Here is a 15,575-nt window from a genome sequence, read left to right as displayed (position 1 = left end):
ACCGTGGCGTTGAACAACGGCGCTTTGATCGCCGATCGTTACCGATTGATCCGTCTCATCGCCACCGGTGGGATGGGTCAGGTGTGGGAAGCCACCGACTCCCGGCTCAACCGTCGCGTCGCCGTCAAGGTACTCAAGTCCGAGTTCTCTTCCGATCCGGAGTTCTTGGAGCGCTTCCGCTTCGAGGCCCGCACCACCGCACAGCTCAACCATCCCGGTATCGCCGGAATCTACGACTACGGCGAGACCCGCGACAGCTCGGGTGATTCCACGGCGTACCTGGTGATGGAACTCGTCAACGGCGAGCCGCTCAACGCTGTCCTGGCACGCGTCGGCCGCCTGGCCGTTCCGCATGCCCTCGACATGCTCGAGCAGACCGGCCGCGCCCTGCAGGTCGCACACGACGCCGGTGTCGTGCACCGCGACGTGAAGCCGGGCAATATCCTCATCACGCCGACTGGCCAGGTGAAGATCACGGACTTCGGCATCGCCAAGGCCGTCGAGAACTCACCTGTCACGCGCACGGGAATGGTGATGGGCACCGCCCAGTACATCGCGCCCGAGCAGGCCCTCGGTCAGGACGCGACCGCGGCGAGTGACGTGTACTCGCTGGGAATCGTCGGATACGAAGCACTTTCGGGTCGACGCCCGTTCACCGGTGACGGCGCGCTGACCGTCGCGATGAAGCACGTGCAGGAAACCCCGGCGCCGATGCCGGCCGACCTGCCGCCGAACATCCGCGAGCTCATCGACATCACGTTGACCAAGGATCCGGCCGGCCGCTACGCCAGTGGCGGCGAGTTCGCCGACGCCGTTGCAGCCGTTCGGGCAGGGAGACGTCCACCGCCGCCCGGTCTGCTCGCCACCGGTGCCGCGAGCGCGTTGCCGGCAACGGGTGCCACGCAGGTCATGCCGCCGACGTACGCGGGCCCGGTGACGGGCGCAGCTGTTGCGGACGACGCGGCAGCCGGCGGACTGACCAGTGGACAGAAGGCCGTGGCGTGGGCCGGCGGCGGATTGATCTTGTTGGCGTTGATCATCGGCGGAGTCTGGATCGCGACCGACGGTCCGAGCGACCCGACGCCACCCGTCGTCACATCCACGACGTTGCCGACCACCACGACGACCAAGCCCACCACGACGACGACTCGGCCGACGACGACGACCATCGAGCCGACAACAACGACGACTCGGCCGACGACCACAACGACCGAGCCGACAACCACCACGACAACGCCGACCACGACCACAACAACTCCGACGACCACAACCACCACCACGACGACAACGACGACCACAACGACCACTGAGCCGTTGGCGGATCCCGGAGACGCTGAAGAACCGCTAGGACAAGACCAATGACGACACCCCGCAATCTCTCCTCCCGCTACGAGCTGGGTGAGATTCTCGGCTTCGGCGGAATGTCCGAGGTTCACCTGGCGCGCGACCTCCGACTCAGCCGCGACGTCGCGATCAAGGTGCTGCGTGCAGACCTCGCACGCGATCCCACGTTCTACTTGCGGTTTCGTCGTGAGGCGCAGAACGCTGCCGCGCTGAACCATCCGGCGATCGTGGCCGTCTACGACACCGGTGAAGCCGAGACCGACGCCGGGCCGCTGCCGTACATCGTCATGGAGTACGTCGACGGCGACACGTTGCGTGACATCGTGCGCAGCACCGGGCCGATGGCTCCGCGCAAGGCGATGGAAGTGATCGCGGACGTCTGTGCCGCTTTGGACTTCAGCCACCGCAACGGCATCGTGCACCGCGACGTCAAGCCCGCCAACATCATGATCAACCGTGCCGGCGCCGTGAAGGTGATGGACTTCGGTATCGCCCGTGCCATTTCCGACGCGTCGAGCCCGATGACGCAGACGGCCGCCGTGATCGGCACCGCTCAGTACCTCTCGCCGGAGCAGGCGCGAGGTGAGCAGGTCGACGCGCGTTCGGACGTGTACTCGCTCGGTTGTGTGCTGTTCGAGATTCTGACGGGCGAGCCGCCCTTCAAGGGTGATTCACCGGTCGCCGTGGCGTACCAGCATGTTCGTGAAGATCCGCAGACGCCGTCGGAGATCAATCCCGACATTCCGCGCGAGCTGGATTCGATCATTCTCAAGGCGATGAGCAAGAACCCGGCCAACCGCTACCAGAGCGCCGGCGACATGCGCAGCGACTTGGTACGTGTCCTGGGCGGTCAGCGTCCGAGTGCTCCGATGGTGATGAACGACGAGGACCGCACCACCATCCTCGGCGCCGTCGGCTCCGACACCGGGAACTACCGCACCGCTCCCGATCCGGTCGAGCCGGTTCCTGCGAGGACAACTCGCGCCGCCGAGCCGCCTGCCAAGAAGAAGGGCGGACGCTACGCCCTGATGGGCATCGCAGCGCTTCTGGTGATCGGTCTGGTGACGTTCTTCCTCATTCGGGTGAACTCGCCGAAGGTCGAGATGGTGACCGTTCCGGGCGACCTCACCAACCAGCCCGCCGACGTCGCCGAGGCGACGCTGACCAACGCCGGATTCCAGGTGGAGCGTCAGCAGAAGACGGACAAGGTGATCGCCGCCGGAAACGTCATCACGACGCGTCCGGTTGCCGGGGTGCGTATCGAGAAGGGCAGCACCGTCACCATCGACGTGTCCACCGGACCCGAGCAGGTCGCGATCCCACGCCTGACCGGGCTGAGCCAGGACGACGCGGAGAAGAAGCTCAACTCCGTCGGACTCCGACTTGATCCGACCATCGGCAAGGCGGCATCGACCGTCGCCGAGGTCGACAAGATCGTCAATCAGGACCCGGCCGTCGGAGTGTCGGTTGTTCTCGATTCCGCGGTCTCGATCACCGTCGGCACCGGACCGGAGCAGGTTCGTGTCCCGGATGTCACCGGTCAGCGTGAAGAGGTGGCGAGGCCCAACATCGAAGGTGCCGGGTTCGTCGTCCAGATCACGGAGATCGATTCGGGACTGCCCAAGGGACAGGTTGTTTCGACCGACCCGACCGGCGGTACTTCGGCCACCAAGGGTTCGACCGTGACGCTACGAGTGTCCAACGGCAACCAGGTCGCGATGCCTGATCTGACCAACAAGACGGTGTCGGAGGCGTTGAGCACGCTTCGCGCAGCCGGCTGGGCGGGAACTGCATCGCAGCTGGTGCAGAACCAGAGCACGACGCTCACCCCGGAAATGGTGGGCAAGATCGTCTCGCAGACGCAGCCTCCGGGCTCGGAGATCTCCAAGGACGCAGTCATCACCGTCAGCGTCGGAGCGCTCGGAATCCCCGGCCGCTAGCAAAGTGAAAAAGTGCCTCCCGGAGATTTCCGGGAGGCACTTTTTTGTGGACAGGTGTCAGAGAATTGCGGGCAATGCGCCGCCGAGCGCCGACGCGACCTCGGCCTCGAGGGCTGCGACGAGCCCTTCCGGCGGCGCCTCACCGCAGACTGCGAGCCAGTTCGCGAGCATCCGGTGTCCACCCTGGGTGAGTACGGACTCGGGGTGGAACTGGACGCCGTGAATCGGCAGTTCGCGGTGGCGCATCGCCATCACGACGCCGCTCTCGGTGTGGGCGGTCACCTCGAGTTCCTCGGGAATGGTGTCCTCGAGAACCGTCAGCGAGTGGTAGCGGGTAGCGGTGAACGGATCGGGCAGCCCGGCCAGGACGCCGACGTCCTTGTGGTGAACCAGACTCGTCTTGCCGTGAAGCAGTTCGGGCGCGCGGTCGACGGTTCCGCCGAAAGCCGCACCGATCGCCTGATGTCCGAGGCAGACGCCGAGCAGCGGAGTCTTGGTATCGGCGCAGACCTTCACCAGATCCATCGTCGCTCCCGCGCGCTGCGGAGTTCCGGGGCCCGGGCTCAGGAGAATGCCGTCGAACTGCGCTACTGCACCTTCGAGGTCTGCCGTCAGTTGTGGATCGTCGTTGCGCCAGACCACGGCTTCGGTTCCGAGCTGGCCGAGGTACTGCACCAGGTTGAACACAAAGCTGTCGTAGTTGTCGACGACGAGAATCCTCATGAGAGCAGGGTAAACGCCTGTGCTATCCGCCGGTATAGGCGGGGACCGTGATCTGCGACGGCGTTGCCTGCGTGTACCCGAGGCCGAAGCGGGTCGCGTACTGCTTGTAGATCCGAATGCCCGGTTCGGCAGCGAGTGCCGCCTCGAGGCGCGCAACGTCGCCGATCGCGCTCATCACATACGGCGGGCTGTAGGTACGGCCGTGCAGAAGAAGAGTGTTTCCGATGCACCGCGGCGCCGACGTACTGATGATCCGTTGGTCCTGCATGCCCACCGCTTCGGCCCCGCCGGCCCACAGTGCGTTCAACACGCTCTGGACGTCCTGCTGATGCACGACGAGGTCGTCCGGGGTGGCGTCGACCGGATACTTGCCGTCGGCGTTGCGCGGGGCGTCCGTCATGGTGACGACAACACCCGGGCCGGTCATCTCCGTCAGTCCCGCGTCGGCGGAGATGTTCTTGATGTCACCGAGCGCGGCGGCCACTCCGGCGTCGGACCGAGCGGCGTCTTGCTGCAGCGAATCGAGCTGAGCGGCAAGTTCGTCCCGGTCGGCCGAGACTTTTTCGGCATTGGCCTGGGCGCTGCGAACCAGATCGGAAAGCCTGGTGCTTTCGGTGACCTGGAGCTGGTTCTCCTCGGCGGATCGTTGCGCCGTGGCGACCATCAGACCGGCTACCAGGCAGACGGCAAGTACACCGATGTGCCAGACGGTTCGTGAAGATTCACCCGAAGACACGTGGCTCCTCCCGGATTGTGCAGGTCGGCCGGTGACCAACTGGACACAGCTACGTTAGCGTGTAGGTAACACATGCAGGTCACACCGTAGAGCGAGGACGTCATGCCCAAGTCGAAGGTCCGTAAGAAGAACGACTACACAGTCAACCCGGCAAACCGCACTCCGGTGAAGGTGAAGATGGGTCCGTCGAGCACGTTGTACGTGTCGGTGATGCTCGGATTCATGCTTGTCGGCCTGGCGTGGCTGATTGTGTACTACTTGGCCGCGGATTCGATCACGTGGATGAACGACTTGGGAAACTATAACTTCCTCGTCGGCTTCGGTTTCATGGTTGTCGGCCTTGTGATGACCATGAGATGGCGCTGACCAGCGAGTATCTGATTCGACCCGGATCGTGACCGTCATTCAATTACATGGGTGTCATTCATCCCCATTGTGGATAACTCCTGTGGACAACCTAGGAAGTTATCCACATGCTCGAGGATGAATTTCATCCACAGCCTCGTGACAACGTCACGGAGGTGATCTCGTGGGCCACTCCGATGGGTGTTGTCTACGCGATGTTCGGCGGCGGAATTGCCCTCGCGATCGCCTCGATAATCGCGCCCACGGAGCCGGCCGGCCGCTTCCTGCTCGCCCTCGCGGTGATCGGTCTGTTCGTGATGGGCGGACTCGCCCTGCGTCAGCGTCCCCGCCTGGCTGTGATCGAAGACGCGGGAACCAAGTCGATGGCGGTGCAGCGACTGCGCGCCCGCCACGAGTTCACCCGCGAACAGATCGACCGGGTCCGTCTCGTCCGCTACCCGCGTCTGGGTCGACGCGTCCCTATGCTCGAGATCGACATCGTCGACCGTCCCACCGACACGGAGAAGCTGTTGATCTTCGGACGCTGGGATCTCGGCACGTCGCCGGAGGACGTCTTGGACGTGCTCGCCGTCCACGGTTTGGTGCCGCTCGAGAAATAAGCGCTGGTTACATGGCCAGTGCCGCGAGGTCCGGCTGCACGATGTCGAGAGCCTGCTGCGGCACCGCGACTGCGTCGCTCGACCATCCCCAGATCGAGTACAGCTCACGGCCGGGGTCGGTGTATCCGTCGCGGCCGTGCAGTACCCGGTAGTTGTCGATGCAGATCATCTCGCCGGCTTCGGCGCGGAACATCGGACCGCTGTCGCGCACGTGAATCACAGCCTCACTCCACTGCTTCACCAGCGGCCACTGCGCTACTTCCGATTCACCGGCGATCGGCGCGAGGTACGGGTGATAGCGAACCTGGTTGCGTCCACTCGGCACCGTCCTGGCGATCGGCGCAAATGTGTTCTGCGGGAAGTTCGGTTCCGAATGGTCGATGTCTGTGCTCCAACAGAATTCGGCCAGCTCCGCTGTTGCGGGATCGAAGGCGAGCAATTGGGTCAGTTTGACCGCGTCGATGAGAAACGAGTCGCCGCCACTCGGGTACGCCGGGCGCTTGCACCACAGAAACAGATAGTCGGGAGCGTAATCGCCGAACGCGAAACCGTCGTTGTGGGCGGTCATCCGCTCGCCGGAGATACCGAACGAGCGCTTACGGCCGCGTTCGTCCACCGGTTGCGTGTCGACGACAGCTGCTTCGGCATCCTGACTCTTGGCACTCGCCTCGAACTGGCGGCCGACGCGAATGCACTTCTCACCGAGCAACTTCGACGCGAAAGCAATGGCATCTTCCTCGGTGTGCAGGCCACCGAAGACCGCGGCGCCGTCGAGAGCGATTGCCGCCCGGACGGCCTCGACCGTCTCCACGCGCCGCGGAACAACACTTGCCAGCGTCAAATCGGAAGAGAACATTCATGACTCCATACGTCGAGTTGGCCAAACGGTTCAACTCGAGCGTAGGAACTCGTCATTTCGACGGCGTAACTCCGGAAACCGATTCGGTTACGGAGCCAGCCTTTCAGATCACCTTGCCCGGGTTCATGATTCCGTGAGGGTCGAGTGCGCCCTTGATTGCATGATGCATCGCGACGACGGCCGGTGACAGTTCTTGCGCCAGGCCACCCATCTTCAACAGGCCGACGCCGTGCTCACCGGTGACGGTTCCGCCCAACTCGAGGGCGTTGTCGATGATCTCGGCAAAAGCGGCCTGAGCGCGCCTCCGCGCCGCTTCGTCGCCGTGTGGCGTGATCAGCAGCGGGTGCAGGTTGCCGTCACCCGCGTGCGCGATGTTCGCGATGTGCGTGTCGTGCCGGGCCGAAATGGCCTCAATCCGTGCCAACATCTCCGGGACCGCTGCCTTGGGGACACAGATGTCCTCGGTGAGCACCGGGCCGAGCCGCTCGAGGGCGGGGTATGCCAGACGCCGGGCGGAGAACAGGGCGTCGGCTTCCTCCTGGTCGGTGGATCTGGCGCTCCAGGTAGCCCCGGAACGGTTGAAACAGGCCAACATTCGCTCGGCTTCGGCGTCGCCGATCTCGCCCGGTGTGTCGATTCGGCCGAGCAGGACCACCTCGGCATCGGCCGAGAGGCCCATGTTCTTCCAGGCGTCGACGGCAAGCAGGCACTGCCGATCGATCAACTCGAGGGCCGACGGCGTGAGACCGTCTGCGGCGACGGCTTCGACTGCCTTGCCCGCAGCAACGATGGAGTCGAAGTATCCGACGATGGTGCGTTCGGGATCGCGCTGAGGACGAAGCTTGACGGTCACCTCGGTGATCACCCCGAGAGTGCCTTCGGAGCCGACCATGAGTGCCGAGAGATCAAACCCAGCCACTCCCTTGGCAGTTCGACGCCCGAGCCGAACCAGCTCACCGGTTCCGGTGACCACCTGCATGCCCAGTACGTAGTCCTTGGTGACGCCGTACTTGACGCAACACAGGCCGCCGGCATTGGTCGCGACGTTGCCGCCGATCGTCGACCAGGGTGCGCTCGCCGGATCGGGTGGATACCAGAGGCCGTGCTCGGCGCAGGCGTCGCGGAGGTGATCGTTGACCACTCCGGGTTCGACCACGGCCAAACGCTCGAGGGTGTTGATCTCCTTGATGGCGTTCATCGCGTCGAAGGCGATCACGACGCCGCCGGCGACTGCATTGGCTCCGCCCGACAGACCGGTTCCGGCGCCGCGCGTGACGACGGGCGCACCGTGGGCGATGCACGCCTGCACAACTGTCTGTACCTGCTCGGCTGTGCGCGGGCGGACCACTGCGACAGGCATCTCGTAGGGAGCCCACTCGGCGTCGTCGTGGATGTAACTCGCCATGATGTCGGGGTCGGTGATCAGTCGATCCGCATCGATCTGCGAGCCGAGCGCCTCGAGGAGTGTCATGTCTCCACGATAGTGACGGCGGCTACACCACCCCATGTAGATTTACTCCGAGAAACCGGAAACCGTATGGACATTCTCTCCATACTCATCGTTGGCCTGACAAGTTGGCCTGACAAGGGAGTGCGGATGCACGAGAACTGGCTACAGCTTCTCCTGGCCGAGGCATCCACCGAGGAACTGATCGAACACCGCGATCAGTTGGCCGCCGGGTCAGCCCCCGAGGCCGCTGCCGAAATCGAGCGAGAAGCCCGATCCGCACTCCAACTGCGTAGTCTCCTGGCTCAGCGCCGACAACGTGCCACCGAGCTGGGCGCACTCAACGACATCGCGTCGCTGCTGACCACGATGCACGATCACCACGCCCTTCTGCAGGAGATCGTGGACCAGGCCAAACGGCTACTCGGCGTAGATCTTTCGTACCTCGCACTGATCCACGACGACATCCTGATCATCGAAGTCACCAGCGGGGCGTACACCTCGCAACTGCTCGGCCTCACGGTTCCGTTCCGAGAAGGCCTCATCGGTCGTGTGGTCGAGAATTCTTCTCCTGCTTGGTCTCCCGACTACCGCAACGATCCCTCGTTTGCACACATCGGGCCCGCCGACGACGCAGCGCGAGCCGAGAACATGCGCGGCCTGTTGGCCGTTCCGCTGACTTTGAACGGCAAGATCCTGGGTGCCCTCTGCGCGTGCAAGCGTCAGGAGCGCCGATTCGGCAACGAGGAAGTTGCGTTGCTGTCCGCCCTCGCAGCTCATGCCTCGGTAGCCATCGAGAATGCCCGCTCTCTCGAACGCTATCGCGCGACGGTTGCGGAAGTGAACGCAGCGAACACCGAACTTGCTAAGCGCACAGCACTTCTCGAACAGACACTGACCTGGGACCGATCGCTCACACAAGTTGTCCTGCGCGGCGGTGGAGTCCGTGAACTCGTGGAGGAAACCTCGGCGTCGACGGGTTCGCCGGTGTTCTTCGTGACCGGAACATCCGAGATTCCACCGGGACTGCAACGGGTGAGCGAGAGCGTGCATCGGGTCTTCGACATCTTTGCCGCTGACCGACGCGAGCAGGAGGTGACGCTCACCGTCGGTGAGCAGTTCCTGTTCGCCACCGAAGTACGCAGTGCCGGTGACCAACTCGGAGTTCTGTTCCTACTCTCGCGTCATGAACCCACCGCCGCCATGAGATTGGCACTCGAAAGGTCTGCTCCCGCCATTGCGCTGGCACTGGTCGGCGAACGGGCAGCCCGGGAAGCCACCCGCCGAGCACGCGATGCATTTCTGGTCGATCTGATCACCAGGCCTGCGCCGACGCCGGCCGAGGTCACCGGTCAGTTCCGCCTGGCCGGGCTCAATCCTGACCGCTCGTACATCGTCGTGGTGGCCCGCCCGGCCGACGCCGTCGACCGTGCGCGTCGCAGTATCGAGGAAATTGCATTCCCCTCGGGAACCGTTGTTGCCGAACATGGTTCACGAGTCATCGCACTGATTCCCGGAATGTCACCGGCAGCAGTTGCGGCGGCGTGGGTGCAGCCGGCGGAGAACCCGACCGTCGGAATCGCCGATCCCGCGGTGGGAGCGGAAGGTCTGGCGCGGGCGTATGTCGAGGCGCAGCACACCGTCGACGTCCTCGAGACTCTCGGGCGGGCCTCCCACGTGGAACCGGCAAGTTCACTCGGCATTTACCGAATTCTCCTCAGCCGCACCGGCCGCGAAGAACTGGAAGCCCTGACAGAGCGTTCCCTCGGTCCTCTCCTCGAGGAGGAGCAGCGACGCGGCGTTCCGCTATTGGACACCCTCGCGTCGTACCTGTCGCACAACTGCAAGCACTCCGCGACCGCCGCCGCGCTCGCGATTCACGCCAACACCCTGTACCAACGGCTCGAGTCGATCGACAGGTTGATCGGTACACAGTGGCGTCAGCCGGACCAGGCGCTCGATCTTGCGCTCCTGATCCGGCTGCGTGCCAGTGCCGGGAAACTCGGTCAGATCTGAGCGGGCTTGCTCGATCGCTTTGCCAGCGCCACCACAAGGATTGCGGCACAGAGCATCACGGCGCCCACCACCCACAGTCCTGCCTTGGCATTTCCGGTCACATCGGTGAGCCAGCCGGTGATGTACGGAGCACCGAAGCCCGACGCATTGCCGATCGAGTTGATCATTGCGATACCCGCGGCCGCACTGGCTCCCGTCAGGAACGTGGTGGGCAGGTACCAGAAGACGGGGAGCGCACAGAGCACGCCGACGGCGGTGAGCGAGACCGCGATCATGACGGTGAACGGTGAATCCAGATACAGCGCAATCGGAATGGATACCGCGCCCAGGAGCGTCGGGGCTGCAACGTGCCACATTCGTTCACCGGTCTTGTCGGAATGGCGGCTCCACAGCACCATCGCGACAGCGCCGATCGCGTAGGGGACGGCCACGATCAGGCCTGTCTCGACGAGCGAGAAATCGGTGTCGAACGTCTGCTTGAATCCCGCGACGATGCTGGGCAGGAAGAAGCTCAAAGCGTAGAGCCCGTATGTGATTCCGAAGTAGACCAGACCGAAACCGATGACGCGGGGATCGCGCAGGGTCTTACCGGCCGACTGGTGACCGGCGTCGCCGAGTTCTTTCTCCTCGTCGGCCATCGACTTCATCAGCCAGGTGCGCTCCTCGAGGGTCAACCACTTTGCGTCGGCGGGACGATCGGTGAGGTAGAACCAGACGACAAACGCCAAGATCACGGCGGGCAGACCCTCGATCAGGTACATCACGCGCCATCCGGCGAGGCCGAACAGTCCGTCGCCGTACTGGATGATGGCCGCCGAGAGCGGGGCACCGAGCGCCGACGAGAGCGGAAGCGTCAGCAGGAACAGACCCATCAGGCGCACGCGGTACTTCTTCGGGAACCAGAAGGTCAGGTAGAGAAGAACTCCGGGGAAGAAGCCGGCCTCGGCGATTCCCAGCAGTATGCGGAGGAAATAGAGGCTGCCGACATTCGGCACGAATGCCAGCGCAGCGGCGAGGATGCCCCAGGTGAGCATGATCCGCGCGATCCACAGCCGGGCGCCGAAGCGGTGCAGGGCCAGGTTGCTCGGCACCTCGAACAGCAGATAGCCGACGAAGAAGAGACCGGATGCGAGCCCGAACATCGTCTCGGTCATACCGAGGTCGGCGCTCATGGTGAGCTTGGCGAAAGCGATGTTCGTACGATCCAGATAGTTCACGAAATAGAGCAGGATCAAAAAGGGGATCAGTCGTCGCGCTACCTTCTTCACCACGCGAGATTCGATCTCGCTCGGCGCAACCCCACCGTCAGTGGTGGTGCTATCGGTGGAGGTCATGGCAGGGGTACTCCTCGGAAAAGGTCAGCGTTGCTATCTACGAAGTGACTCAAGCCACAGTAGAAGCACGACCGAGCCCAACCTATGTGGACAATCTCTACAGAAGCCGTCTCTGCATGTGCGATTGCTCCCAAAGATCCGACAGATGATCCCGGGCAGCCCGACGAACGTCCCTGAACAGCCGAAGGCGACAAACCCGTCTGAGCTGGGGGTTTAGAGCTACGAGCACCAAGTCACTGGCTAGTGTTGTCGGCGAAACAGCCAGAGCAAGTGCGGACGCACCGCGTGACTTGAAGGACAGAACATGACGAAGTTGGTTCGGACCACGATGACCCGCCGGTCCTCCACCGCAGTCGCTGCCACCATCGCGGCGGTCGCTCTATTCGCCTCCGCCTGCGGCAGCGACTCCGACAAGACCAACTCCGACAAGAGCGCTGCCGGCGCCTCGTCCGCTACATCCTCGGCCACCGTCGGCGGGAAGACACTCGACGCCAAATTCGAGACGAAGTGCGCAAAGGACGGCGGCACGACAGTTATGACACTGCTCGACGCGGAAAATGCCACCTACGGCATGTTGACCGTCTCGGCCATCGTCGATGAATCCGGCACGGTTCAGACTGCTGGAATCGCCGGAAGCGAGGGTGGATCGAACGGTCTGCCGTACACCGCCGGATACGCACCAGGCCTGCCCGGCGGATCTGCCAGTGCCAAGCAGGACGGCAGTACCTTCGTGGTGACGGGCGAGGGAATCGGCGCCCGGGACAAGGGCAACCCGACGGCGACGTCGAGCTTCGAGATCACGTTCGCCTGCGAGTCCATCATCGGCGGCTGAGCCATAGAACGGCTGGGCCCTAGGATTCTTGCTAGCTGATTCCCAACTGTTCGCGCAGTTGGACGACGCGGAGCACGATGACTCCGATTGTCACCACGGTGACGGCACCAAAAGCGATCCAGCCGATACGCACTGCTTTCACGCGGTTCTCACCGGCGCCCAACCACTGCGGGGCGTACAGGAATGCAGCGGCCGTTGCAGCACCTGCCACCAGACCTCCCGCGTGACCCCAGAACGAGATCCCGGGCAGCGAAATGCTGATGATCACATTGATCGCGATCACCGAGATGATCGGGACCGGGCTTCGACGCAAACGCAGTAGAAGGACGGCCTGTGCGCCCATGATGCCGAAGATTGCACCCGACGCTCCAGCGGTCCAGGACAGGGCCGTGAGCGAGGAGAACACCGGCTGGAACGCCATCACCGAGGCGGAACCGCCGAGGAGCGAAACCAGGTAGATGCCGACGTACCGGGAGCGGCCCATCACGATTTCGGTGTCGCGCCCCAGGATGTAGAGGGCGTACATGTTGACCGCGAGGTGCAAGATGCCGAAGTGCAAGAACCCGGAGCCGATGAGCCGGAACCAGTCACCGCTGGCGACCAGACCCGGATTGAGTGCCCAGTTCGCGAAGATCGACGAGCCGACCTGATTGTTCATGATGCTTCGCGACTGCGCGAAGGTGGCGAGGAACGCCAGGACGTTGAGCCCCATCAAGGTGTACGTCACGATCGGGATCGCACGGGCGGGGCTCACGGTGTTTCCGGCGACGCCCCGAACGGGGCGGACATCGCGTTGGCCGGCAGCTACACAGTCAACACATTGGTATCCCACCGCCGCCTCGCGGAGGCAGTCCGGGCACGCCGGACGTCCACAACGATTGCAGGAAAGTGCGGTGGGTCGATCTGGATGGCGGACGCACCGCGGTTGGGGCGGGATGCCCTCACTCGCACCGCCGCCCCAACCGGGGTTCGTCATCTGCTTGTTTTACCTGTTCAGGAGATGGTGATGCTGTTGATCACGACGGGCTCGACCGGACGATCGCCACGATCGACGGCGGTGGAGGAGATAGCGTCGACAACCTTCTTGGAATCGTCGTCGAGAACCTCACCGAAGATGGTGTGGCGACGGTTCAGGTGCGGCGTCGGGCCGGTGGTGATGAAGAACTGCGAGCCGTTGGTTCCCGGGCCTGCGTTGGCCATGGCCAGCAGGTAGGAACGGTCGAACTGCAGTTCCGGGTGGAACTCGTCACCGAACTTGTAGCCCGGGCCGCCGGTGCCGGTTCCGGTGGGGTCGCCACCCTGGATCATGAAGCCGTCGATGACGCGGTGGAAGATGGCACCGTCGTAGAACGGGCCGGTCTTGGTGCCGGCGGCGTTTGCGGTGGTGTACTCCTTCGAGCCGTCGGCGAGGCCGACGAAGTTCTCGACGGTCTTCGGCGCATGGTTGCCGAACAGAGCGATCTTGATGTCGCCGCGGTTCGTGTGCAGCGTTGCGGTTGCGGTCTGATGAGTTGAAGTCACACCACCATCGTGCCATTGCCGGCGTTCTCGCGGATGTGAGCCTGCCAATTCCGTGCGACGGGGCATGCGTCACTGCAGTTCGATGTCGGCGGCAACGACCGGATCGGAAATGTCGATTCCGTCCGCAGCTGCGCGTTGGTACAGCCGGTACAGAGCATGATCGAACTCGTCGCGCGTTCGCCCCGCCGACCAGTACGGCAATGCGACAATCCGGGACGGCGGTAGGCCGTTTTCGATCGCTTGGTTGCGCAAGCGGGCGACACAGCTTTTCTCTCCGCCGATCCACAACATTGTCGATTCTGTCTGCGCCTTGGTCCGATCGACTATGTCCACCCACTCGATATCAGGGAATCCGTGCTCGCCTGACGGACCCGTGAAACTGTGTATTCGGACTTGTTCGGCGAGATTCGTCAAGGATCCGACAGCAGGGCGCGCAGATCTGTCGCCGACTGCAACGACGTCAGTGACGCCCGGAACAAGGACGAGTTCGTGTTTGAATCCGATCACCCCAACGCGACTGCCTACGCCCGTCCGGTTGAGCCACCAACCCGGCTTCCCAAGATCCATGACATCGAACGTGATCCTTCGATCGCCAGGATTGAAATCGATTGCTGTGTAGGAACGCCCGATCGGACGCCGGGGGTCGGCCTCCCAACTGGGAACCGCGAGTTTGTCCGACCCCAAGGTGGGGAGCATCATCTCGTCCGCCGGCTCCCGAGGCACGAACAACTTGAACACCGGCGCCGCCCCACGAACGCTCAGGTTTCCGAACTCGCTCGACTGCAACACAACTCGAACGGTGTCGTCCGTTCGCTGTTCAACCTCGGCAATCGAGGCAACGGTCATGACCATGCCCGCAGGTAGCCGGGATTCTCTCGCCCTGTCCACGCTCGACTAACCCAACTGTCCCAACGCGGTACCCAGGTTTCCCGGCAGCCACGTCTTTCCAAGTACACCCGCATTGTTGATCGCCTCACCCTGCGCATCACTGAGCCATACGACGCGGGATTTCAGATTCGACTCCCAGAAAGGCGATTGTTCGAGGTTCGCGATGGAATCCCGTGGTGACGGCATCAGAAGTACCGCTTCACCGTCGACGTCACCCGCAGTCTCACCCGAATACGTCACCGGAGTTCCCGTCGATTCCACCGCGGCTTGGTCCTCCGCCGGCTTCATTCCGAAGAGGCGCAGTATGTTTCCGCCCGATCCCAACGAAATCTGCTCCTTGTAGTAGAGCCCGAATGAGTACGGCCGCTTCGCAAGTCCTGGGTTCGACTCAGCCACACCTGTAAATTCGTCGACTGCCGAGGTGATCAACTCGCCACCCTGCTCGGATTTGCCCAACGCATCCGCGACCTGCTGAACGCCGACTCTCCAATCGTTGTCTGCGTCCTGCATGTCGAATATCAAAGTGGGAGCGATCGTTCGGAGCCGCTCCAACGTGGCGGGCTCGGTGAAAACCGGCCAGGCAGGCGCGATGATGAGATCCGGTTCGACCGCAAGCATCCGCTCGAAATTCACTTGCCCTGCATAGATGTCAGCCAAGGACTCGTCGAGCGCCTCGTTTCCCACGTAGTCCGCCAGATAGGGAAGCTTGTCGATGTTGGTCACACTCGCGGCCACGGGGTGCGATCCCAGCGCCACGACGTTCTCGAACGCCGGGTTCCCCAAGGTCACGATCCGTTCAGGTGCCGACTCGATGATCACGTCTCCGGATTCCGTGCTCACGGTCACCGGATAGCTTCCGCTCGCTGCGGGACTTCCGTCAGCGTCCGGGTTCGTGTTCGATGACGAACATCCAGCGAGGGCGAGCACTAACGCGGCCCCGGCCGCGCCGAGGAATCTTGGCCTCCACCTG

At 63.4% G+C, this 15,575-nt stretch carries 15 protein-coding genes; 6 read left to right on the top strand and 9 right to left on the bottom strand.

All coding sequences use genetic code 11. The annotated features are described in order from the left end of the window. The first annotated feature begins 3 nt into the window (after positions 1-3). Together RHP72_RS00165 and pknB are read left to right on the top strand one after the other, a co-directional pair. Entirely contained in the window at positions 4-1,362 is a 1,359-nt protein-coding gene (locus RHP72_RS00165; RefSeq protein ID WP_311094172.1) for a protein kinase domain-containing protein, read from the top strand. Continuing rightward, entirely contained in the window at positions 1,359-3,284 is a 1,926-nt protein-coding gene (gene pknB / locus RHP72_RS00160; protein WP_042453355.1) for a Stk1 family PASTA domain-containing Ser/Thr kinase, read from the top strand. The genes RHP72_RS00165 and pknB overlap by 4 nt, the downstream gene beginning before the upstream one ends. 57 nt (positions 3,285-3,341) lie before the next feature. On the opposite strand, the gene RHP72_RS00155 is transcribed toward pknB, so the two are convergent. After that, positions 3,342-4,007, bottom strand: a complete 666-nt coding sequence (locus RHP72_RS00155; RefSeq protein WP_003942537.1) for an aminodeoxychorismate/anthranilate synthase component II — start codon at positions 4,005-4,007, stop codon at positions 3,342-3,344. A gap of 22 nt (positions 4,008-4,029) precedes the next feature. After that, the gene (locus tag RHP72_RS00150) at positions 4,030-4,743 is read right to left on the bottom strand and encodes a DUF881 domain-containing protein (protein ID WP_003942461.1); all 714 of its coding nucleotides are present in this window, start codon (positions 4,741-4,743) and stop codon (positions 4,030-4,032) included. 102 nt (positions 4,744-4,845) lie between these two features. Between RHP72_RS00150 and crgA the strand changes: the two genes are divergently transcribed. Then, entirely contained in the window at positions 4,846-5,109 is a 264-nt protein-coding gene (gene crgA / locus RHP72_RS00145; RefSeq protein ID WP_003942576.1) for a cell division protein CrgA, read from the top strand. A 107-nt stretch (positions 5,110-5,216) separates the two neighbouring features. Further along, a complete protein-coding gene (locus RHP72_RS00140) occupies positions 5,217-5,708 on the top strand; it encodes a PH domain-containing protein (RefSeq protein WP_311094171.1) in 492 nt (163 codons plus the stop codon). A 7-nt stretch (positions 5,709-5,715) separates the two neighbouring features. Here the strand turns inward: RHP72_RS00140 and RHP72_RS00135 are convergent, their stop codons facing one another. Both RHP72_RS00135 and RHP72_RS00130 read right to left on the bottom strand, forming a co-directional pair. Further along, the gene (locus tag RHP72_RS00135) at positions 5,716-6,564 is read right to left on the bottom strand and encodes a TauD/TfdA family dioxygenase (protein ID WP_030536704.1); all 849 of its coding nucleotides are present in this window, start codon (positions 6,562-6,564) and stop codon (positions 5,716-5,718) included. A gap of 106 nt (positions 6,565-6,670) precedes the next feature. Continuing rightward, positions 6,671-8,038, bottom strand: a complete 1,368-nt coding sequence (locus tag RHP72_RS00130; RefSeq protein WP_311094170.1) for an FAD-linked oxidase C-terminal domain-containing protein — start codon at positions 8,036-8,038, stop codon at positions 6,671-6,673. Between the two features lie 126 nt (positions 8,039-8,164). Here RHP72_RS00130 and RHP72_RS00125 point away from each other — a divergent pair, with 126 nt between their 5' ends. Next, positions 8,165-10,030 carry a GAF domain-containing protein gene (locus tag RHP72_RS00125; protein WP_311094169.1) on the top strand — a complete coding sequence of 622 codons (1,866 nt, stop codon included), beginning with the start codon at positions 8,165-8,167 and terminating at the stop codon, positions 10,028-10,030. Here RHP72_RS00125 and RHP72_RS00120 read toward each other — a convergent pair. Next, entirely contained in the window at positions 10,021-11,364 is a 1,344-nt protein-coding gene (locus tag RHP72_RS00120; RefSeq protein WP_042920739.1) for an MFS transporter, read from the bottom strand. The genes RHP72_RS00125 and RHP72_RS00120 overlap by 10 nt on opposite strands. Positions 11,365-11,668: 304 nt before the next feature. Here RHP72_RS00120 and RHP72_RS00115 point away from each other — a divergent pair, with 304 nt between their 5' ends. Continuing rightward, positions 11,669-12,196, top strand: coding sequence for a lipoprotein LpqH (locus RHP72_RS00115; protein WP_125050136.1), 528 nt, complete (start codon positions 11,669-11,671; stop codon positions 12,194-12,196). Between the two features lie 31 nt (positions 12,197-12,227). On the opposite strand, the gene RHP72_RS00110 is transcribed toward RHP72_RS00115, so the two are convergent. The 4 genes from RHP72_RS00110 to RHP72_RS00095 form a co-directional block, all read right to left on the bottom strand. Further along, positions 12,228-13,172 carry a rhomboid family intramembrane serine protease gene (locus tag RHP72_RS00110; protein ID WP_311094168.1) on the bottom strand — a complete coding sequence of 315 codons (945 nt, stop codon included), beginning with the start codon at positions 13,170-13,172 and terminating at the stop codon, positions 12,228-12,230. Positions 13,173-13,189: 17 nt separating this feature from the next. Continuing rightward, complete coding sequence (locus RHP72_RS00105) at positions 13,190-13,717, bottom strand: peptidylprolyl isomerase (RefSeq protein WP_007729190.1); 528 nt, start codon at positions 13,715-13,717, stop codon at positions 13,190-13,192. A 69-nt stretch (positions 13,718-13,786) separates the two neighbouring features. Continuing rightward, positions 13,787-14,605, bottom strand: a complete 819-nt coding sequence (locus RHP72_RS00100) for an SIP domain-containing protein (protein WP_311094167.1) — start codon at positions 14,603-14,605, stop codon at positions 13,787-13,789. A 6-nt stretch (positions 14,606-14,611) separates the two neighbouring features. Continuing rightward, complete coding sequence (locus RHP72_RS00095) at positions 14,612-15,451, bottom strand: ABC transporter substrate-binding protein (protein ID WP_162793425.1); 840 nt, start codon at positions 15,449-15,451, stop codon at positions 14,612-14,614. Positions 15,452-15,575 lie beyond the last annotated feature (124 nt).

The sequence above is a fragment of the Rhodococcus sp. SG20037 genome (assembly GCF_031763325.1).
Lineage (GTDB): Bacteria > Actinomycetota > Actinomycetes > Mycobacteriales > Mycobacteriaceae > Rhodococcus_F > Rhodococcus_F qingshengii.
Note: the sequence above shows the minus strand (reverse complement) of the source record. Positions and strands in the feature narration are given on the sequence as shown.

Coding starts and splice junctions, on each gene's coding strand:
- pknB (WP_042453355.1), top strand. CDS start 1,359: ATGACGACACCCCGCAATCTCTCCTCCCGCTACGAGCTGGGTGAGATT.
- RHP72_RS00155 (WP_003942537.1), bottom strand. CDS start 4,007: ATGAGGATTCTCGTCGTCGACAACTACGACAGCTTTGTGTTCAACCTG.
- crgA (WP_003942576.1), top strand. CDS start 4,846: ATGCCCAAGTCGAAGGTCCGTAAGAAGAACGACTACACAGTCAACCCG.
- RHP72_RS00140 (WP_311094171.1), top strand. CDS start 5,217: ATGCTCGAGGATGAATTTCATCCACAGCCTCGTGACAACGTCACGGAG.
- RHP72_RS00135 (WP_030536704.1), bottom strand. CDS start 6,564: ATGTTCTCTTCCGATTTGACGCTGGCAAGTGTTGTTCCGCGGCGCGTG.
- RHP72_RS00130 (WP_311094170.1), bottom strand. CDS start 8,038: ATGACACTCCTCGAGGCGCTCGGCTCGCAGATCGATGCGGATCGACTG.
- RHP72_RS00125 (WP_311094169.1), top strand. CDS start 8,165: ATGCACGAGAACTGGCTACAGCTTCTCCTGGCCGAGGCATCCACCGAG.
- RHP72_RS00120 (WP_042920739.1), bottom strand. CDS start 11,364: ATGACCTCCACCGATAGCACCACCACTGACGGTGGGGTTGCGCCGAGC.
- RHP72_RS00115 (WP_125050136.1), top strand. CDS start 11,669: ATGACGAAGTTGGTTCGGACCACGATGACCCGCCGGTCCTCCACCGCA.
- RHP72_RS00110 (WP_311094168.1), bottom strand. CDS start 13,172: ATGACGAACCCCGGTTGGGGCGGCGGTGCGAGTGAGGGCATCCCGCCC.